This window comes from Asticcacaulis sp. P4_H10 (assembly GCF_056400965.1).
Window position 1 is genome coordinate 128264 of the sequence record NZ_JBFUKH010000006.1, and the last position, 18319, is coordinate 146582.

21 protein-coding genes are annotated in these 18319 nt (G+C 61.0%); 10 read left to right on the forward strand and 11 right to left on the reverse strand.

The genetic code is table 11. From position 1 onward, the window contains the following. Window positions 1-31 precede the first annotated feature (31 nt). The 4 genes from gorA (at window position 32) to AC1DON_RS12375 (ending at window position 5683) form a co-directional block, all read left to right on the forward strand. Complete coding sequence (gorA, locus tag AC1DON_RS12360) at window positions 32-1405, forward strand: glutathione-disulfide reductase (RefSeq protein ID WP_476935103.1); 1374 nt, start codon at window positions 32-34, stop codon at window positions 1403-1405. Window positions 1406-1407: 2 nt separating this feature from the next. Beyond that, window positions 1408-2760 carry an O-antigen ligase family protein gene (locus AC1DON_RS12365; RefSeq protein ID WP_476935329.1) on the forward strand — a complete coding sequence of 451 codons (1353 nt, stop codon included), beginning with the start codon at window positions 1408-1410 and terminating at the stop codon, window positions 2758-2760. A gap of 92 nt (window positions 2761-2852) precedes the next feature. After that, complete coding sequence (locus tag AC1DON_RS12370; RefSeq protein ID WP_476935104.1) at window positions 2853-4223, forward strand: class II 3-deoxy-7-phosphoheptulonate synthase; 1371 nt, start codon at window positions 2853-2855, stop codon at window positions 4221-4223. A gap of 65 nt (window positions 4224-4288) precedes the next feature. Then, entirely contained in the window at window positions 4289-5683 is a 1395-nt protein-coding gene (locus AC1DON_RS12375) for an MATE family efflux transporter (protein ID WP_476935105.1), read from the forward strand. A 10-nt stretch (window positions 5684-5693) separates the two neighbouring features. Here AC1DON_RS12375 and AC1DON_RS12380 read toward each other — a convergent pair whose 3' ends face one another. Together AC1DON_RS12380 and AC1DON_RS12385 are read right to left on the reverse strand one after the other, a co-directional pair. After that, on the reverse strand, window positions 5694-6026 hold the full coding sequence (locus AC1DON_RS12380; RefSeq protein ID WP_476935106.1) for a YnfA family protein: 333 nt from the start codon (window positions 6024-6026) through the stop codon (window positions 5694-5696). An 18-nt stretch (window positions 6027-6044) separates the two neighbouring features. Continuing rightward, window positions 6045-6953, reverse strand: coding sequence for a cobalamin biosynthesis protein CbiG (locus tag AC1DON_RS12385; RefSeq protein ID WP_476935107.1), 909 nt, complete (start codon window positions 6951-6953; stop codon window positions 6045-6047). Between the two features lie 223 nt (window positions 6954-7176). Between AC1DON_RS12385 and AC1DON_RS12390 the strand changes: the two genes are divergently transcribed. Further along, a complete protein-coding gene (locus AC1DON_RS12390; protein WP_476935108.1) occupies window positions 7177-8142 on the forward strand; it encodes a Gfo/Idh/MocA family protein in 966 nt (321 codons plus the stop codon). A 124-nt stretch (window positions 8143-8266) separates the two neighbouring features. Here the strand turns inward: AC1DON_RS12390 and AC1DON_RS12395 are convergent, their stop codons facing one another. The 6 genes from AC1DON_RS12395 to AC1DON_RS12420 form a co-directional block, all read right to left on the reverse strand. Further along, on the reverse strand, window positions 8267-8443 hold the full coding sequence (locus AC1DON_RS12395) for a hypothetical protein (protein ID WP_476935109.1): 177 nt from the start codon (window positions 8441-8443) through the stop codon (window positions 8267-8269). A gap of 131 nt (window positions 8444-8574) precedes the next feature. Continuing rightward, window positions 8575-9267 (reverse strand): NnrU family protein, encoded by a 693-nt coding sequence (locus tag AC1DON_RS12400; protein ID WP_476935110.1) that lies wholly within the window; start codon window positions 9265-9267, stop codon window positions 8575-8577. A gap of 7 nt (window positions 9268-9274) precedes the next feature. Continuing rightward, window positions 9275-10000: a hypothetical protein gene (locus AC1DON_RS12405; RefSeq protein WP_476935111.1), complete on the reverse strand. Its 726-nt coding sequence runs from the start codon at window positions 9998-10000 to the stop codon at window positions 9275-9277. Window positions 10001-10179: 179 nt separating this feature from the next. Next, window positions 10180-10887 (reverse strand): hypothetical protein, encoded by a 708-nt coding sequence (locus AC1DON_RS12410; protein WP_476935112.1) that lies wholly within the window; start codon window positions 10885-10887, stop codon window positions 10180-10182. A 55-nt stretch (window positions 10888-10942) separates the two neighbouring features. Beyond that, on the reverse strand, window positions 10943-11740 hold the full coding sequence (locus AC1DON_RS12415; protein ID WP_476935113.1) for an exodeoxyribonuclease III: 798 nt from the start codon (window positions 11738-11740) through the stop codon (window positions 10943-10945). A gap of 39 nt (window positions 11741-11779) precedes the next feature. Then, window positions 11780-12109 carry a HesB/IscA family protein gene (locus AC1DON_RS12420; protein ID WP_476935114.1) on the reverse strand — a complete coding sequence of 110 codons (330 nt, stop codon included), beginning with the start codon at window positions 12107-12109 and terminating at the stop codon, window positions 11780-11782. A 126-nt stretch (window positions 12110-12235) separates the two neighbouring features. Here AC1DON_RS12420 and AC1DON_RS12425 point away from each other — a divergent pair, with 126 nt between their 5' ends. Together AC1DON_RS12425 and AC1DON_RS12430 are read left to right on the forward strand one after the other, a co-directional pair. Further along, on the forward strand, window positions 12236-13399 hold the full coding sequence (locus AC1DON_RS12425; protein ID WP_476935115.1) for a deoxyguanosinetriphosphate triphosphohydrolase: 1164 nt from the start codon (window positions 12236-12238) through the stop codon (window positions 13397-13399). 152 nt (window positions 13400-13551) lie between these two features. Continuing rightward, window positions 13552-13683 (forward strand): hypothetical protein, encoded by a 132-nt coding sequence (locus AC1DON_RS12430; RefSeq protein WP_476935116.1) that lies wholly within the window; start codon window positions 13552-13554, stop codon window positions 13681-13683. Window positions 13684-13788: 105 nt separating this feature from the next. On the opposite strand, the gene AC1DON_RS12435 is transcribed toward AC1DON_RS12430, so the two are convergent. Continuing rightward, complete coding sequence (locus AC1DON_RS12435) at window positions 13789-14175, reverse strand: VOC family protein (protein ID WP_476935117.1); 387 nt, start codon at window positions 14173-14175, stop codon at window positions 13789-13791. Beyond that, window positions 14172-14903 carry a GGDEF domain-containing protein gene (locus AC1DON_RS12440; RefSeq protein WP_476935118.1) on the reverse strand — a complete coding sequence of 244 codons (732 nt, stop codon included), beginning with the start codon at window positions 14901-14903 and terminating at the stop codon, window positions 14172-14174. The genes AC1DON_RS12435 and AC1DON_RS12440 overlap by 4 nt, the downstream gene beginning before the upstream one ends. A gap of 336 nt (window positions 14904-15239) precedes the next feature. On the opposite strand from AC1DON_RS12440, the gene purE reads away from it, so the two are divergent. The 3 genes from purE to AC1DON_RS12455 are packed head-to-tail and all read left to right on the forward strand — an operon-like array spanning window position 15240 to window position 17088. Then, on the forward strand, window positions 15240-15731 hold the full coding sequence (gene purE, locus AC1DON_RS12445) for a 5-(carboxyamino)imidazole ribonucleotide mutase (protein ID WP_476935119.1): 492 nt from the start codon (window positions 15240-15242) through the stop codon (window positions 15729-15731). Continuing rightward, a complete protein-coding gene (locus AC1DON_RS12450) occupies window positions 15731-16804 on the forward strand; it encodes a 5-(carboxyamino)imidazole ribonucleotide synthase (protein WP_476935120.1) in 1074 nt (357 codons plus the stop codon). The genes purE and AC1DON_RS12450 overlap by 1 nt, the downstream gene beginning before the upstream one ends. Continuing rightward, window positions 16804-17088 (forward strand): YciI family protein, encoded by a 285-nt coding sequence (locus tag AC1DON_RS12455; RefSeq protein WP_476935121.1) that lies wholly within the window; start codon window positions 16804-16806, stop codon window positions 17086-17088. Before AC1DON_RS12450 ends, AC1DON_RS12455 begins: the two co-directional genes overlap by 1 nt. Here AC1DON_RS12455 and AC1DON_RS12460 read toward each other — a convergent pair. Then, window positions 17085-18299 (reverse strand): hypothetical protein, encoded by a 1215-nt coding sequence (locus AC1DON_RS12460; RefSeq protein ID WP_476935122.1) that lies wholly within the window; start codon window positions 18297-18299, stop codon window positions 17085-17087. The two genes, AC1DON_RS12455 and AC1DON_RS12460, sit on opposite strands and share 4 nt — an antisense overlap. Between the last annotated feature and the right edge of the window lie 20 nt (window positions 18300-18319).

Below are 18319 nucleotides of genomic sequence, written 5' to 3' on the forward strand. Positions count from 1 at the left end.
ATTATGCGCCGACGCGCAAAGGACCAAGGTAATGGCTGAGTACGACTACGATCTGTTTGTCATCGGTGCGGGGTCGGGGGGCGTGCGCGCTGCCCGGCTGGCGGCCAATCTGGGTCTGAAGGTCGCCGTGGCCGAAGAGGACCGGCCGGGTGGCACCTGCGTCCTGCGCGGCTGCGTCCCCAAGAAATTCATGGTCTATGCCTCTGAAGTGCCCGAGCAGATCGATTACGCCCGTGGCTTCGGTTGGGATGTTCAACTGGGCGCTTTTGACTGGCAGAAGTTCAAGAACCACCAGGACGCCGAACTGACGCGTCTGTCGGGCATCTACGGCTCGAACCTGGCGCGCGCTGGCGCTGAAATCATCGCAGGCCACGCCAGCTTCAAGGACGAACATACCATCGCGCTCAACACCCACGCCGGTGAGTACCGCGAGGTGACGGCAAAGACGATCCTGATCGCGGTCGGTGGGTGGCCCTTCCTGCCGCAGCACTGCCCGGGTGTGCTGGAACACGCCCTGACGTCGAACGACATGTTCAAGCTGCCGCACCTGCCCAAGCGCATGGTTATCGTCGGGGGCGGCTATATCGCTGTCGAATTCGCCGGCGTCATGCACGGTCTCGGCGTCGAGGTCACGCTGATGTACCGCGGCGAGAAGATCCTGCGCGGTTTCGACAGCGAGGTCCGCGATCACCTGACGGCCGAGATGCGGCTGCGTGGCATCAGCATCATGTGCCAGGTCGATCCGATCAAGCTGCACAAGGAAGGCGACGAGATCGTCGTCCACCTCAATAACGGCGAATTCTTCCGCACCGAGCAGATCATGTACGCGTCGGGCCGCAAGCCCAAGACCGAGGGCCTGAACCTCGATGCGCTGGGCATCACGCCCGACGTTCACGGCGCCATTCCCGTCGATGAATTCTCTCGGACTCAGCATCCACACATCTACGCCATCGGCGACGTTACCAACCGGCTGAACCTGACGCCCGTCGCCATCCGCGAAGCCGTCGCTTTCGTCGAAACTGCTTTCAAGGACAATCCGACGAGCTACGACTACGAGAATGTGCCGACGGCTGTCTTCTCGCAGCCGCAGATCGGTACGGTTGGTCTCAGCGAAGACCAGGCGAAGGAGAAAAGCATCCAGTACGACGTCTATGCGACTAGGTTCCGCATGATGAAGACGGCCTTTACCGGCGGTGAAAGTCGCGTGCTGATGAAGCTGATCGTTGACGCGCAAAGCGATGTCGTGCTTGGCTGCCACATCATCGGCGGCGATGCCGGGGAGATTATCCAGCTTGCTGGCATCGCGGTCAAAGCAAAGCTGACCAAGGCACAATGGGATGCCACCTGCGCCGTCCACCCGACTGCTGCCGAGGAACTCGTGACCATCAAGGATAAGCGCCTGTGAATATGCCTGCTAAACTGGCTGACTTCTGGCAGAAATTCCGTTCGGGCTATGCAGAAGGCGTTCTGGTCAACTTCTTCATCTGGTTTGTCGTCTTCGCCTATTTTGCACCCTCGGGCGTCATTCCCGCCGCGATGTTCATCGCCGGCCTGTGCAGCCTGGGCTACCTGTCGCTAAAAAAGGGCGCGGCGATCCATAGCTTCTGGCCGGTGGCAGGCCTGACCCTGGCGATACTGGTCTTCGCCTTTCTGCGATCGGACTTTGTCGACCTGCTACTGGCCGGCAAAAGCCTGGGCGACGCCTACTGGAGCTCTACGCGCTATTTTCAGGCGCCGCTGATTACCTGGTTCACGACCTGGGCTTTGATCTTTGTCGCCTGGCGATTAAGCCAAGCGCGCAGCCAGCGCGTCACGGTTTTCGTGTCGTGGATATTCATAGGATTGGTTGGCATTCAGCTTCTCGACTGCTTGGGCAACCTGGCCATGCGCAATGGCATGAACCAACGTTTCTTTGGCAATGCCCGGCCGGAAATGCTGATCGTAGAAAGCTCGAACCTTAACCTCATCCTGCTGATGCTGTTCTGGCCTCTGGCCTTTTTTGCGATGCAGCGGCGCTGGGTGGTGGGTGTTGGCGCGGCTGTTGCGACCATTTCGCTGGGGAGTTTCGTCGTTGACAGCAACGCTCACGTTGTCGTGCTGGCGATCAGCGCCGTTGCTTTCTTTGCCGCCCGTTACTGGCCGTCAGCCTTGACGCGCAAGGCCGTACTGCCCGAGCGTGTTGCGGCTGTAATCGCAGCCGGTGTTGTTCTGGGGTTCCCGCTTTTGATCCAATGGCTCGTGAAGACCGGGCTTGCTGCGCAGATCCACGATCACGTCCCTCAGTCATGGGCGCAGCGGATCGAAATCTGGACATATGCGGTTGAACGTTCGCTGGAAAAGCCGTGGTGGGGATGGGGCTATGAAGCCACTCGCCATTTTGAACCGATCATCCCGTTGCACACACACAATATGTCGCTTCAGGCTTGGCTGGAACTCGGTATACCCGGGTTGCTGCTGCTGGCGGCCATGTGGTTCAGTATCTTCTGGTTTATGGTGCCTAAGGGCGCCGACGAAGTTGTCGTCAGATCGACCGGGCTCGTTGAGCTGGCTGCATCCGACGCGACTGCGCCGGAGGTGACCTCCGAACATCAGGCACGTCCCTATATGATAGCCGCTGCAACGGCGTATTTTACGCTCAATGTCTTGAGCTATGGGCTATGGAAGGCATGGCTGATCAATCTCGCAGCCATGATGCTGGTCGTCGCCATACTGGTGATCAAGGCTGTCAAAGAGGATGGAAAGTTGCGGTTACAACTATAAGGCCGTGACTTTGCAGCATTTCTCAGTAGAGCCTGAAAATATTGCATGACTTGACCGTTGAGTTCGCCGCCCAAAGCGATTAAATACCGCCCATGAGCAAAGTATGGTCCCCCAAAGACTGGCGTTCAAAGCCAGCCCTGCACATCCCGAACGATTACCCGGATGCGCAGGCCCTGAGTGATGCCGAAGACGAACTGACGCGCCTGCCGCCTCTGGTTTTCGCCGGCGAAGCGCGCCGCCTGACGGCCGCGCTTGGCAATGTTGCCAACGGCAATGGCTTCCTGCTGCAAGGCGGCGATTGCGCCGAAAGCTTCAAGGAATTTTCGGCCGACAATATCCGCGACACCTTCCGTCTGATCCTGCAGATGGCGGTCGTGCTGACCTTTGCCGGCGGCCGTCCGGTCGTCAAGGTCGGCCGCATCGCCGGTCAGTTCGGCAAGCCGCGCTCGTCGCCCATAGAGACGATCGATGGCGTGACCCTGCCCAGCTATCGTGGCGACAATATCAATGGCATGGATTTCACGCCGGAGTCGCGGCTGCCGGACCCGCAGCGCCTGATCAAGGGCTATCATCAGTCGTCTGCGACGCTTAACCTGCTGCGCGCTTTTGCGAACGGCGGCTATGCCGACCTGTACAATATCCATAAGTGGACGTTGGGCTTTGTGTCGTCGCCGCAAGGCGAGCGTTATCGCGCCCTGGCCGAAAAGATCTCCGAGACGCTGAGCTTCATGTCGGCCATCGGCGTGACGCCGGAAAGCCATCCGCAGATCCGCCAGGTCGACGTCTTCACCAGCCATGAAGCTCTGTTGCTGAACTTCGAACAGGCCATGACCCGCGTCGATTCCACCACCGGTGACTGGTACGACACCTCGGCGCACATGCTGTGGATCGGTGAGCGCACCCGTCAGCTCGACGGCGCTCATGTCGACTTCATGAAGGGCATCAACAACCCGATCGGCGTCAAGTGCGGCCCGACGCTGGAACCCGATGACCTGCTGCGCCTGATCGACACGCTGAACCCCAATGCTGTTCCGGGCCGTCTGACCCTGATCGGCCGCTTCGGTTCGGACAAGGTGGCTGAACGTCTGCCGAAGCTGATGGCGGCGACGCACAAGCACGGTGTACCCGTTGTGTGGTCGATCGACCCGATGCACGGCAATGTCATCAAGGCGAACAATGGCTACAAGACGCGGCCCTTCGACCGCATCCTCTCGGAAGTCCGATCTTTCGTTGACATCGCGGCGTCCGAAGGCGTCCATCCGGGTGGCATGCACCTGGAAATGACAGGTCAGAATGTCACGGAATGCACGGGCGGGGCCTTTGCCCTGTCCGAAGAGGACCTGCAGGACCGTTACCACACGCATTGCGACCCGCGTCTCAATGCCGATCAGGCTCTGGAGCTCAGCTTCCTGGTCGCCGAGCGCCTGCACGCACTCAAGGACAGGTCTGTAAAGGCTGCCTGATACGGTATACTGACACGGTCTGTCGGTGATTGCACTTACCCGGGAACTCCGTTACAGGAGTGACCATGTTGCAATTGAGATCACAATTGACATCTGAGACAAGGGCGGCGTTTGCCGCCCTTTACCGTCTGTCGTGGCCGGTCGTGATGTCGCGTCTGGGCTTCATGCTGATGGGGCTGATGGACACTTTGGTCGTCGGTCACTTCTCATCGGCGGAACTGGGCTTTCATTCTCTGGCGTGGGCACCGACCAGCATCTTTCTCGTCACCTCGATCGGCCTGCTGGTCGGTATCCAGGTCAAGACGGCTCATTTCGTCGGCGGTGATGAACAGCACCGCATCGGCGGGACCTTTCAACGCGGCATGGTCTATGCCCTGATCCTCGGGATCGGCGCCATGGTGCTGCTATGGCTGGCCGGCCCAGCCATGCTAAAAGCCACCGTCAAGCCTGGGATCGCGGCCGGCGCGGCCGGGCCACTGCTTGTCTTTGCGATCAGCATGCCGTTTTACATGGTGGCAGTGGCCGTATCCGAGTTCCTCGAAGGGCTTGGCCGGACGCGTCCTGGCATGGTCTTTACTTGGGGCGGCAACATCGTCAATGTCGCCCTGCTGCTGGTACTGGTGCCCGGCATTGTCCGGCTTCCCGGCATCGACAACGACGGCGCTATGGGGGCGGCGATCTCGACCCTGGTGGCGCGCGGYTTGGTGACGACGGGGCTGGTCATTTACCTGTTTACGCTCAAGGACGTGAAGCCGTTGCGGCTGCTGAGCCGTCACGCGCCCGACCTCCAAGGCGCACGCGAACAGCGCCAGGTCGGCTATGCTGCCGGCGCCTCCTACTTTATCGAGGTGGCCGCCTTTGCCGGCATGACCGTCTTTGCCGGACGCATGTCGGAAGAAGCCGTCGCGGTTTGGGCGATCGTGCTGAACTTCGCCAGCATCGTCTTCATGGTGCCCATGGGACTGGCCATAGGCTGTTCGGTTCTGGTCGGCCGGGCCTACGGCGCCGATGACCCGGCGGGGATCGCGCGCATGGGCCGGGTCAGTTTCATCTCGGCCGCCGCCTTCATGACGGCGGTATGCATAACCGTGCTGATCGGATCCCAGTGGCTTGCCGCCGGATACACGTCTGAACCGGCCTTGCGAACGGGTGTGCAGGCGGCGCTGTTGCTGGCCTGCCTGTTCTTCATCCCTGACGGCATCCAGGTCGTGGCCGCCCAGGCGTTACGGGCACGCCAGGACGTGCTGGTGGCGCCTGTATTGCACTACATCGCCTACGGGCTGATCATGCTGCCGCTGGGCTATCTGTTCTCTCTGCCTTTGAATATGGGCGTGCCGGGCTTGATCTACGCCTGCGCGCTCGCCAGCTGGATGTCAGCCTCGCTGCTGACGGTGCGCTTTCTCTGGCTGGATCGCAAGGCTGCGCGACGGAATAATTCTGATATTCCGGAAATAAATTAATTCCAAAAATTTAGAATTGAATGAACTTTCGTCCGTAGAGAATGGCGGCCGAACCGATCAGGCAGAGCGTGAGACCTCCTGCGTCCCAGGCGTCGGGTGGCTGCTTTTCGACCCACCACATCCAGCCTAGAGAGGCTGCGATATAGATGGCGCCATAGGCTGCATAGGCGCGGCCGGCGGCCGCACTGTCGATCAAGGTCAGCAGCCAGGCAAACAGGCAGAGCGCCAGGATGCCGGGCGCCAGCCACCATGCCGACTTGCCGAGTTTAAGCACTGCCCACAGGCTGTAGCAGCCGGCGATTTCGGCGGTGGCGGCCAGGGCGTAGACGGCGAAACTGTTCATGCCCGGATATTAGCCGGTTCAGACGCCGAGAATCCAGCCTTCTTCAGTGGCAGCGGTTTCGTTGTCGGTCTCGCTCAGGCCCTTGGGCGCGGCGAACAGGGTGGCCAGTTCGCCCTTGTCATCCTTGTCAGCCAGGGCGGTCGCGGTCAGGCGCACCTGCGTGGCGTCCTTGACTTCGCCCGATGTGGCGTCGCCTTCGAAGAGTGGCGGGTAAATCTCGGCGACAACGGTCTTGATGCCTTCCAACGCGGTCTCGTCAAGCGCACCGAAGCCGGTCTCGAACGGCCACAGACGCGCAGTCTCGCCAAGCGTATCCATGACCGACTTGGTCGCGGTAATGCCCAGCATGGCCTGACCGCCGACCACGCCGGCGCCGTGCATTTGCCACAGGCTCTTCGGCTGGGCGACCTTCCTGACGTGCGTGCGGGCTGCGTCTTCGGTCAGGCGGAATTCCGGGAAGTCGCCGAACGAGTCGGGCTTCAATGTCGACAGCCACTTCTGAGCGGCATTCTTGGGGCAGCCCCAGAACGGCCAGGCTTCGTCGGTCATCAGCCGGTTCATCTTGGCGGCAACCTGGAAGCGGTTATTGCTGTTGTCAGCCTTGTCGACGACGTTCTGAACCAGGAATGTGCGCATGGCCTGCCATGGCGTGCCCTTCAGGTCGAGACGCGCGACCGTGCCGCGCGGAAAGCCCAACGCGAAAGCGACGCCCAGCAGGATGCGGTCGCCGCGTTTATGCAGGTCGGCCAGGATCGAGCGCAGCAGGGTCAGGGCTTCGGCGCGCGTCGCTGGATTGTGGGTTTCATAGGACAGGCGGAAGCGCACGTCGCGCTTCATCACGCCGATCCATACCGAGGACTCGCCGGTCTTCTTGCCTTCGGCGGCACTGTAGTCGACAATCACATAGGCGCCGAAAAGACGTTTCACAGCAGTCTCCAAAATAACGTAACGCTCAGGCGCAAGGCCTGAGCGGTCAAGGTGGCGTCGCTTTTAACGCGGTGGTTGCGGCGGCGAAAGCGCTTTATTGGCGGATCACGCGGCTGTGCACATGATCGTCCGGATATCGCCTGGGTATAATTTCCAAAAAGTCATTTTCGTTCCGGTGCAAACCGGTTTACAACCCCTCGTCGAACGGTAACAGGAGACGGTCGTGTCGAAGCTTTTGCGAGTGGGCGTCGCTGGCGCCGGTGTGTTCGGTGGCTACCATGCCAACAAATACCGCCAGGCCCCCGAAGCCGGCATCCCCGTTGAATTCATAGGTATCTACGACCTCGACAAGGATCGCGCCGAAGCTTTGGCCGATGGCTATGGGGTCCAGGCCTTTTACGGCGACCAGTTCGACGATTTCCTGAGCCGGCTCGATGTGCTGACGGTCGCCACGCCGGCCTTTGCACACGCGGGCATTGCGCTGAAGGCGTTGAACGCCGGTGTCCACGTTTATAGTGAAAAGCCGTTGGCGACTTCGGGTGACGACGGTGACCGTATGGTCGAACTGGCCGAAGCCAACGGGCTGGTGCTGGCCTGTGGCCACCAGGAGCGCAGCGTGTTCGAAGCCATGGGGCTTTATGATGTCAGCGAGCGCCCGACTCGACTGGAAGCCGTGCGCAATGGCACGGCCTCGACGCGCAATCTCGATGTTTCGGTCGTGCTCGACCTTATGATCCACGATCTTGACCTGGCGCTCAGCCTGTCGGGCAGCGAGCCTGGCGGCCTTGATGCCTCAGCGCGCCGCCGCCAGGAAGACGGTTATACGGCTGCCGGCGCGGACGAAGTGACCGCGGAACTGACCTTCGAGAACGGTTCGACGGCGCTGTTCAAGGCGTCACGCATGGCTGAAGCGCGTGAGCGCACCATGCGGATCGTCTACCCCAGCGGCGAAGTCTCTATCGACTTCCTCAACCGGACCTTCGAAAACACGACACCGTTCGCGCTCAATGCCGAGTTCTCTGAAGCCGTCATTGCCAAGGACCCGCTGGGGACGAGCGTCTATCGTTTCCTGGAAACCGTGCAGGGGCGTCGCGAGCGGCCGTTGTGCACGGGCGAGGAGGCACTGGCTGCATTGAGCCTGGCTTTGGCGATCGATGAAGCGGTGGAAGAACCGGTTGAGGCTGAGTAGAGCTTCAGAGCGATACGCCAAAAAGTGTGCAGCGGTTTTTGGCAAAATATCGCGTCAAAGCAAAAATCTAGAGCATGATGGCGGTTCGACCTAAACGCATCATGCTCTAGCGAATTAGATTTCGCTAATGCGAATGGCCTTTGAAGATAATGCCGAAGGCCAGGATGCCATAGCCGCCCAGAGCCAGCCAGTAGCGGTATTCCGTGACGTAGGGCAATGGGCGGAAATAGCCGACCACGCTCGCCATGACCAGCGTCACGGACACGAAGAACAACAGTAATGTCAATGCTGACAGCTTCATGCCGACGCTTCTTAGACCCCACCTGTCCGGTTTACCGGATGCTCCGAAGCCATGCGTGCACAGCCTTCCCCGAAAGTTATCCCCGACACAGGAAGCGCCGTCAAGGCTTGGGTAAAATTATTGTAAATGCGTCACAAAGCGCGGACACTGAACAACAGTTCGTGCAGCACCGCGAATACGGCGAAGGTCGCTGATGCAAGGAACATGCGCGCGTAGCCGAGCTCGTCCGGCACAAAGGCCGTCCGGCCTTCGATGATGGCGACGAAGGGCACGATCGAGGTGCGCTTCTTGATCAGGCGATAGACCTCGCCGAACTGTGCCTCGCGCTTGCGGTCGATATTATTGGCGCCCAACGCGCAAACGGCAAGGATCGAGCCGAAAAAGACCCAGCTGGCAAGATTGCCGTTGCAGATCAGGTGGATCAGCGCCCACAGGCCGATGCCAGCCAGGATCGGATGGCGCGAGACGCGAATAATGCCGTAGACCGGCTTTTCCGGCAGTCCCCGCAGGGCCAGCAGGTTGCTGGGCGACGGACTGAGAACGCCCAGCACGACCAGGAGAAAGGCCAGGAAATTGCCGACCAGGGCCAGGATGCGCAGGAACAGCGGCGCGGTCCAGAAGGTGTGGTTCAGGCCGTCATGATTGCCGAGTGCAATGACGAAGGCCACGCTCATCCACATCACGCCGACAACCGAGAAGAGGCTGAACAGGGCGTAATAGGCAATCCTGCCGATGCCGCCAATAAGCTGCTCTTTCAGCGTGGTGCCGCTGATCATGAGGTGGATGCACAGGAAGAAGGCGCAGGCGAGCGCTAAGGTCCACATCGGATGATTAGATGTACGGAATGAGTGGCGCGTTCAGGACGTCGCCATCAGACTTGGGGGGCGCGGAATGCACCGGCGCAGGGATGGCCGGTTGTGGCGCCGGGATAGCGACCGCCGCGACCTTGGCGGGTTCGGGCGCCGGGGCAAAGGGCGCCGGCGCGCGCAGTTCACTGGGGGCCGGGCGGCGCAGGATGGCTTCGACGTGATAGAACCATTTGCGGGCGGTGACCAGGGCGGCGCGCGGGCCTTCGGCCCGGGCGGTCAGGGCGTCGTTCGGATCCCACAGCTTCAGTTCATAGTCCGGATGCGACGGGTCGTCGAAGACAAGGCGCATCACCACGGTCTGGACGTTCGGATCGATGTCATCGACGGCCTTGTAGGAGCCGGTATCGAGCGGCTTGTTGGAACCGGCGCGGACGACGCGGGCGAAGACCTTGCCGTCAACGAAGACTTCCAGGCCGAACAGGTCGCCGATGGTGTAGATGCGCGTCGGCTTCTTGCCAAAGTCGCGAACGATGACGATCTTGTTGGCGGCATAGGAGATGGCGCAGGCGGCGCGGCGCACGGGTTCGATCGACTCGACCTCGGGGCGGGCACCGGCCAGGGCTTCCCTGACCTCGTCCTCAAGCTTCTTCGGTTGTTCGACGCGCGTTTCGTAGATCCTGTACAAAATGAACAGGATGGCCAGCACGGCAGCGGACAGAATAATCAGGGCTGGCAAAAATGTCGGCAAGATTCGAACTCTGCTGCAAAGGGCACCGCCACATATTAACCACACATTACCGGCGAGGTTAAGAGGGGATGGCCTAAATTAGGCCCTGGCCCGATAAAACGGGGGGTAAGTCCCTATTTTCGTGCAGATTGTGGTTTCAGTGCCGCAACGCCAACAGGCGAATTTTTCGCGACAATGCATCACGCGCGCAGTTGGGTGTAGCCTGTGTCTTCGTCCATCAGGCTGTCATCGTCTTCCCAAGGCGGAATGTCTTGAGACGTCTCCGGCCGCATCTCCGGCACCGGGCGGGGCGCCGCGGCGGAAGGTTGAGGCTTTTCAGTCTGGACCTGTGGAGGCGGAGAGTGCGCCGCTTCGATCGGTTGCGGCATACGTTTGATGACGGCGTCGACGTGCGATAGCCACTTGCGGCCCAGGCGCACGGCTTCGGCGGCGGTCTTGGCGTGGACCGGGTTTTGCGTGATTTCGCCGTACAGTGTGATTTCGATCTCCGGTGTTTCCACATGGTCGAACATCAGCCGCAGAATGACGCGCGAGGCGTTGGCGTGGTTTTCATCCAGCAGCCGGCGCGGCTCGCCGCGTTGGGCGCGGGCGACGACCCGCTCGTCGACGATCAGCTCGGCGCCTTCGATTTCATCAAACGCGAACACCAGTCCGTGCGCGCCTGTATCCCACAGGATGGCCAGATCGCCGGCCGTGAAGTCAAGTCCGGCTGCCTTCTTGCCGCTCAGGTCAAATATCACCGCGTCGGCGGCCTTGCCGAGAGAGGCGTGCAGGGCGCGCGACAGTCTGCGCGAGGCCTCGAACCACCACAGAAGGCCCGACGCAATCAGGGTCAGGCCGATCCCGGCAAACAGGAAGTAGAGAAGGATACGCGCAGCATGGGCCATGGCAGCTTTTACGCCTGATTATGGCTAAGAAAGCTTTAAGCTTGCGCGCAAGCAGTTAATATTCCGTTGTTATTTCGATTTCGACCGGGACGTGATCGGACGGTTTCGCTTCATCATGCACGCGGCCGCGCGTGTCCTTGTGGATCGCAAATCCCGTCAACCGGTCGGCGGCCTGGGGCGACAACAGATGGTGGTCGATGCGGATGCCTTCGTTCTTCTGCCAGGCGCCGGCCTGGTAGTCCCAGAAGGTGTACCGGTTGCCCTCGGGCGGCATCGCTTCGAACGCGTCGGTATAGCCTAGGTTCTTCAGGCCCTGATAGGCTTGCCGGACGGCGGGCTGATAGAGCGCGTCGTCGAGCCAGACGCTTTCCTTCCAGCAATCGTCCTTGGTCGGGATAATGTTGAAGTCGCCGGTGATGACGGTGGCTTCCTCATAGGTCAGAAGCTCGGCGGCGCGGGCGTGCAGGCGTTCGAGCCAGCCCAGCTTATACGCGTATTTGTCGGTGCCGAGCGGATTGCCGTTGGGCAGGTAGATGCCGACAAACCGGATGGGCTTTGGCGCTTCGATGACGGCTTCGATATAGCGCGATTGTTCGTCGGACGGATCGCCGGCCAGCCCCTTGGTGACGTCGCTCAGCGGAAATTTCGACAGGATGGCGACGCCGTTCCACGTCTTCTGACCATGGACGGCGCAGTTGTAGCCAAGCGATTCAAAGGCCTCGAAGGGGAATTTCTCCTCCAGGCATTTGAGTTCCTGCAGAGCGCAGACATCGGGCGCGGCGTCGCGGAACCATTCCAGCAGCAGCGGCAGCCGGGCATTGACGGAGTTGACGTTCCAGGTGGCGAGTTTCATGGCGGAATCTGTAAAACGCCGGCTGGATTCGAGCAAGCTCTATAAGGAGAAACTCGTCCCGCAGCCGCAAGACGCGGTTGCCAGCGGATTGAGGATCTTGAACTGCGAACCGACCAGTTCCTCGACATAGTCGATCATTGACCCGGCCATGAGCGGCGCCGAGATTTCATCGACCAGCGCAACCGCGCCATCGAAGCTGATCTCACTCTCGTCCGGCTGCTTTTCGCTGACCAGGTCCAGCTTGTACTGAAAGCCGGAACAGCCGCCACCTTCGACGATGACACGCAGCATGACGGCGTGGCCGGCATCCTGGCTTAGGCGGTTGATATGGCGCGCGGCGGCAGCGGTCAGGGTGATGTTGTTGCTCATACCTGGCAATATGGAGGCATTTGTCGCTAAAATCAGCCCCCTTGGCGGTAAAACAGACTGAAATCCGGCAATTTTTTAGATGGTGGTTACGGTTTGTAGTATAGACCGGCTGATCTTTCTTTGCGGATGTCCTTCATGACCCTGGCAAGCTATGCTTCCGACGTGACCCAAAGCCTCGGCCGTCTTCATGCCGAAGGCGAAGCTTCGCGGCGGACGGCCTTTGCCCGCGACCGTGACCGAATCATCCATTCGACCGCATTCCGCCGCCTGAAGGGCAAGACGCAGGTCTTCGTCGCCAATGAGGGCGACTATTTCCGCACCCGCCTGACTCACAGCCTGGAAGTCGCGCAGATTGCGCGCTCGCTGGCCCACTCGCTCGATCTCGACGTCGACCTGGCCGAAACCATCGCCCTGTCGCACGACCTGGGTCATCCGCCCTTCGGCCACGCCGGCGAGGACGAACTGCACAAGTGCATGGCCCCGTGGGGCGGCTTCGACCACAACGTCCAGACCTTCCGGATCATCACCAAGCTGGAAGTGCGCTACCCGGCGTGGGACGGGCTGAACCTGACCTGGGAAACGCTGGAAGGCATTATCAAGCACAACGGCCCGGTCACGCATCACCTGTCCGAGCCGTCGTGGAAGTCCATTACCGATTTCAACGTCATGTGGGATTTGCGGCCTGGCACCTTTGCCTCGCTGGAAGCACAGGTCGCGGCGATCGCCGACGACATCGCCTACAACAATCACGACGTTGACGACGGTCTGCGCGCCGAACTGTTCACCATCAACGACCTGGTCGACGTGCCGATGATCGGCCCGGCCATTCGTTCTGTTCAAAAGGACTGGCCGTCGCTCAACGACCGCATGCTGCGTCTGGAAGCGGTGCGGCGCATGATCGGCACCATGATCGACGACGTCCTGGCCGAAACCGAAAAGCGCATGACCGAAGACGGCATCGTCACGGCCGAAGATGCCCGCAGCGCAAAACGCCAGATGGTCCAGTTCTCGAAAGGCGTCTACGACGACCTGTCGCGTCTGCGTGGCTTCCTGTTCGAGCGCATGTACAAGCACTATAAGCTCAATCGCACGCGCTCCTATGCCAGGCGGACGCTGAACGCCATGTTCCACCTGTTCATGGACGAGCCTGACACCCTGCCGACCGAATGGTTCCAACTGGTGTGTTCAAAGGACTCGGAAACGGCGCGGGCAAGGGTCATCTGCGACTACATCGCCGGTATGACGGACTCGTTTGCCATCGACGAACACCGCCGTTTGTTCTCGTTCTAGTAACGCATTCCCTTTCCAGGATTCTTACAATCGCGCGGCGGCAAAGGCAGCGCCTATTTATCCGAGCCGCGCCATTCTACTGGCGTTCGCGGAGGCTGTTCCGCGCCCGTCTGATCTGATTTCAGGTCGTTTTCCGTGCCGGAGCCTTGATCATGCGTCGATCCGTTCCGCTTCTTCCCGCCATTGTTGCGGTGATCGCTTTTGTTGCCGCGCTGACCGCCGTGTCCTGGATGAGCCAACCCGACACCGCCCCCACCGTTCCCGGAGTGGTGGCGCAGATGTGACCCGTAAGGCCGGGGCGGCGTCTGCTGCCCCGGCGGGGTCTTTTATAAAGCGATATTGCAAAAAGTGTCAGCGGTTTTCGCAAAATATAGCGACCAAGAAAAAGCTTATGGGTGAAGCAAGTCCCACAAATTGCCAAATCGATCGCAGAAAACGCAGACGGTACCATAGGCCTCGTGACGCGGCGCTTCGGTGAATATGACGCCCGCCGCCTGGAAGCGCGCATAATCGCGATCAAAATCATCCGTATGCAGGATCAGAAACACCCGGCCGCCGGTCTGGTCGCCGATGCGCGCCATCTGCTCCGGCTTCGAAGCCTTCGCCAGCAACAGTCGCGTTTCCTTCGATCCCGGTGGCGCCACCAGGACCCAGCGCTTGCCGCTGCCGAGGTCGCTGTCCTCTATCAGCGCAAAGCCCAGACCATCGCAGTAGTGCGCAATGGCTTCGTCATAGTCGGGAACAAGCAGGCTGATGGCGGCGAGAAAGCTGCTCACCGGGCGGATTTCTTGACCAGGAACATGGCGGCGTCGGCTTCGGACAGCCAGACCTCGGCCGACGGCTGGCCGGCATAGGCGCGGACGCCGAATGAGCCGCCGGTCTTCAGAAACAGCCCTTTGTATTCGAAGGTGCCAAGCGCCAGTTCGGCTTCGAGCTTGAGGGCCTTGATGCGCGACGAATTGAGGTCGGCACGGCGCAGCAGGATGGCGAATTCGTCGCCGCCGATGCGCCCGACGCTGTCGCCTTCGCGCACACTGCCGGTCAGGGTTTCGGCAACATAGATCAGCGCTGCGTCGCCGGCCGCGTGGCCGTAGGCGTCGTTGATGCTCTTGAAGCCGTCCATGTCGAGATAGATCAGGCAGGCCTGTTCGTCATAGCGGCGGCAGTCGGCCATGGCGCGGTGCATTTCGCGCAGGAAGGCCCGGCGATTCAGGGTCGGGGTCAGGACGTCGGAATCGGCCAGCGACTGGGCGTCGTTGAGCGCCTGGCCCTGTGCCTCCAGTTGCGCCTTCAGCCGGGCATTTTCGGCCCTGAGATTTTCGATAAGTGCCTGCGCGGACGCCGAAACCGCTTCAGCCGGGGCCGTGGGGTTAAGCGGATGGGGCGACGGCGGGGCAGGGACAATAATGTCCATGACCGGCGGTTCTGCGGCCGCCAAAGGCAAGGCCGGCACAGCCGCCTCGGTTTCCTGGATTTCGAAATACTGGGCAAGCAGGCTTTGCATCGACGCCGTGGTCGCAGGTCTTGGACCTTCGGGGCGGCCGGAAGGGGCATGGCTTGCGGCCTGCGCCGCGCTCACAGGAAAATGGTGCGAGTCCAAAACGATAAAACCTGGAACTGATAGATATGACGCGGCTCATCCCCAACCGCATCGACGCTATATCAAAGCATAGTCAAAACTGTGGCGCAATGCACGGGAGCGGGCGTTAACCTCGATTAATGGCAAGAATTTGTGAGCTTTGCGGTGCACAAATTGAGGATAAATCATTTCTTGCAGTGGGAAGGCTTGTGACTATACTCCGCGCCTTTCCAAACACCCCTGTCGTTATAAGGATATCCGATGGCTGAAACCCCTCCTGTGGCAATCATCATGGGGTCGCGATCCGACTGGGGCGTGATGAAGGCGGCGGCGGCGATTCTCGACAGCCTTAACGTGCCGTACGAAGCCAAGGTCGTGTCGGCACACCGTACGCCCGACCGCATGTATGAATTCGCCAAGGGCGCCAAGGCAGCGGGTTACAAGGTGATCATCGCCGGCGCCGGGGGCGCTGCGCACCTGCCGGGCATGACGGCGTCGCTGACCACACTGCCGGTGCTGGGCGTACCCGTGCCGCTGAAGGAAGGCCTGAAGGGAATCGATTCGCTTTTGTCGATCGTGCAGATGCCGGGCGGTATTCCCGTCGGCACGCTGGCGACTGGTGAGGCTGGCGCCAAGAATGCCGGCATTCTGGCGGCGCAGATCCTGGCGCTGAATGATGCCGAACTGGCCGCCCGCGTCGAAGCGCTGCGCCAGGCGCAGACCGACGGCGTGCCTGAGACGGTGGAAGACTGATGACACCCCTGAAGTTAGGCGCGACGATCGGAATCCTGGGCGACGGGCAGCTCGGCCGCATGTTATCGCAGGCCGCGTCCCGACTGGGCTTCAAGGTCGTGACCTTCGGGCCCGATAAGCAATCGCCAGCGGCACAGGTGTCGCTGACGTCGAAAGTCGCCGCCTATTCCGACGAGGACGCCCTGGCGAAATTCGCAGAGGGCTGCGATGTCGTGACGTTCGAGTTCGAGAACGTTCCGGCGGCCAGCCTCGATTTCCTGGTGGCGCAGGGCGCAGTGGTCGCACCGTCGTCCAAGGCGCTCCGGATCACCCAGGACCGCGTGTTCGAGAAGCAGTTCGCTCGCGAAGCCGGGATCGGCACGGTCGATTTCTTTGAGATCAACAGCGTGGAGGACCTCGCCGCGGCCTACCGCGATAGCCCGACGCCCCATGCGCTTCTGAAGACACGGCGCGAAGGCTATGACGGCAAGGGCCAGGTCTGGGTGCGCTCGCCGCAGGATATCGAACAGGCCTATGCCTCGCTGAACGGCCGGCCATCGATCCTGGAGGCCAAGGCCGACTTTGTCCGCGAGATTTCGGTCGTTGCGGCGCGTGGCTGGGACAGCAGCGTCCGGACGTTTCCGATCGGCGAAAACCATCACGTCCACGGTATCTTGTCGACGACGCTGGCACCGGCAGATGTGCCGTTCAACGTCCAGGAAGAGGCTCAGGACATCGCCGTTAGGGTTCTGAATGGCCTCGACTATGTCGGCGTGCTGGCGGTCGAGCTGTTCGTCCTGCCGGGCAACCGGCTTCTGCTCAACGAGATCGCGCCGCGCGTCCACAATTCGGGCCACTGGACCCAGGACGGCTGCGTCTGCGACCAGTTCGAGCAGCATATCCGTGCGGTGGTGGGCTGGCCTCTGGGCGACAGTACGGCGCGCTGCACGGTCGAAATGACCAACCTGCTCGGTCCCGACATTCTTGAATGGCCAAGCCTGGCGGCCGAGCCGCAATCGCGCCTCTATGTCTACGGCAAGGACGACCCCAGACCCGGCCGCAAGATGGGCCATATCAACCGGATCAAATCGTAATGTTCGTACTGTCCCTGACCTATAAGGTGCCCGAAACCGAAGTCGACAAGCATCTCGATGCCCACGTGAACTGGCTCCGCGAAGGCTATCGCACCGGCATGTTCCTGGCGTCGGGCCGCAAGGTCCCGCGCACCGGCGGTATGATCTTTGCCCAGGGCGCGCGGGACGAGGTGGAAGCCATGGCCAAGCTTGATCCGTTTTCGGTGTACGGCGTCGCCGACGTAGACGTCACCGAGATCAACCTGACCATGACCGCCGAGGGCCTTGAGGCCCTTAAGGGTTAAGGCATAGCGTTGAGTTTTAGCGTCACGAAGGCAACTGTGCCGTTCGGATTGTTGCCATAGAGCGGTTTCAGCGCGTCGGGCACGGTGTTGAACTGCTGGACGACTCCAAAACCGACGCTGGTCATGTCATTGATCTGGAAGGTTCGTACCCCGCCCAGTTCGGTCTTGGCGACCCAGTAGGCATCGTGCACCAGCTCGTCGCTGCGGATGCGCTCATAACGCGCCAACGCCATCCATTGCGGATTTATCTTCCAGGTATTTTCGAACAGCCAGCCGTCGAGCGGCTTGTCGCCGCCATGATGGCCGTTTTCACTCTCGCGGCGCGCCCAGGACAGCGTAGAGTTCAGCCCGCCGTGCTTGCCGAAATCACGCGCATATTCGACGCTTAGCGACTGTTTGGTCTGGTCCTTGTCGGGCTCCAGGCCTTCCGGGCTGATCTGGCGCGCCCACGATGCCTGGCCTTTCAGCTCAGGCGTCATCTGCCAGCCCAGCCTGAGCGAGGTTGAATCGAGGCGCGGGCGTTCGAAGTCGTAGCGCTTTTCGTCCGGCTCGCGGCCAGTGAACTGCGAGGCCTCGAGCGCGAACGGTCCCTTTTTGATACCGGCTGTGACGACGCCCCAGGTGATATGGCCGCTGTCGAGCCAATGATGGGTGAGGGGCGCTGTCGGAAAGTTCTCACCCGATGGCCGGTGCATGAAGGCCGTCGGACCGAAGGCGAACTCACCCGGATAGCCGACCTCGCCAAACACACTGACATCGCCGTCGAAGCGATGCGTCAGCTTCGCCGTCAGTCCCATGAACAGGTCGTGCGGATGCTGGCGGTCGACCAGATGGGTGACGCCGTCCGCTGTTTCTCCCGCCTGAAGCAGCAAGGGATAGCCGTCCTTGCCCATGAAGGGATCGGGCGACAGCATGGCTTCGAGTTCGAGCGTGTTGCGCTGGCCGAAGTCACGACTGGCCATCATCATGACCATGCCCGCGACAAAGGCCTTGTTGTCGCCGCGCGGGCCGGACTGTTGGTTATGGGCGAGGGTGAGGGTGGCGTGATTATGGATGCGCCACTCAGAACTTGGCGCATCGTGATGCATGTGGGCATGGTCGGTTTGCGCAGGTTGGGCAGCGTCGTGCACGTGGTCTTGCGCGAAGGCGGCGGCGGGCATCAGGCCAAGCGCCAATAGGGCCGTAGAAACAGCGCGGATAAAATGAGACATGGTTTGCGTCCTTGAAAGAT

What these genes read in the sequence shown, in the direction of transcription:
- gorA (WP_476935103.1), top strand. Translation starts at nt 32, where the DNA reads ATGGCTGAGTACGACTACGATCTGTTTGTCATCGGTGCGGGGTCGGGG.
- AC1DON_RS12365 (WP_476935329.1), top strand. Translation starts at nt 1,408, where the DNA reads ATGCCTGCTAAACTGGCTGACTTCTGGCAGAAATTCCGTTCGGGCTAT.
- AC1DON_RS12370 (WP_476935104.1), top strand. Translation starts at nt 2,853, where the DNA reads ATGAGCAAAGTATGGTCCCCCAAAGACTGGCGTTCAAAGCCAGCCCTG.
- AC1DON_RS12380 (WP_476935106.1), bottom strand. Translation starts at nt 6,026, where the DNA reads ATGAACAGTTTCGCCGTCTACGCCCTGGCCGCCACCGCCGAAATCGCC.
- AC1DON_RS12395 (WP_476935109.1), bottom strand. Translation starts at nt 8,443, where the DNA reads ATGAAGCTGTCAGCATTGACATTACTGTTGTTCTTCGTGTCCGTGACG.
- AC1DON_RS12400 (WP_476935110.1), bottom strand. Translation starts at nt 9,267, where the DNA reads ATGTGGACCTTAGCGCTCGCCTGCGCCTTCTTCCTGTGCATCCACCTC.
- AC1DON_RS12410 (WP_476935112.1), bottom strand. Translation starts at nt 10,887, where the DNA reads ATGGCCCATGCTGCGCGTATCCTTCTCTACTTCCTGTTTGCCGGGATC.
- AC1DON_RS12415 (WP_476935113.1), bottom strand. Translation starts at nt 11,740, where the DNA reads ATGAAACTCGCCACCTGGAACGTCAACTCCGTCAATGCCCGGCTGCCG.
- AC1DON_RS12420 (WP_476935114.1), bottom strand. Translation starts at nt 12,109, where the DNA reads ATGAGCAACAACATCACCCTGACCGCTGCCGCCGCGCGCCATATCAAC.
- AC1DON_RS12425 (WP_476935115.1), top strand. Translation starts at nt 12,236, where the DNA reads ATGTCCTTCATGACCCTGGCAAGCTATGCTTCCGACGTGACCCAAAGC.
- AC1DON_RS12430 (WP_476935116.1), top strand. Translation starts at nt 13,552, where the DNA reads ATGCGTCGATCCGTTCCGCTTCTTCCCGCCATTGTTGCGGTGATCGCT.
- AC1DON_RS12440 (WP_476935118.1), bottom strand. Translation starts at nt 14,903, where the DNA reads ATGCAAAGCCTGCTTGCCCAGTATTTCGAAATCCAGGAAACCGAGGCG.
- purE (WP_476935119.1), top strand. Translation starts at nt 15,240, where the DNA reads ATGGCTGAAACCCCTCCTGTGGCAATCATCATGGGGTCGCGATCCGAC.
- AC1DON_RS12450 (WP_476935120.1), top strand. Translation starts at nt 15,731, where the DNA reads ATGACACCCCTGAAGTTAGGCGCGACGATCGGAATCCTGGGCGACGGG.
- AC1DON_RS12455 (WP_476935121.1), top strand. Translation starts at nt 16,804, where the DNA reads ATGTTCGTACTGTCCCTGACCTATAAGGTGCCCGAAACCGAAGTCGAC.
- AC1DON_RS12460 (WP_476935122.1), bottom strand. Translation starts at nt 18,299, where the DNA reads ATGTCTCATTTTATCCGCGCTGTTTCTACGGCCCTATTGGCGCTTGGC.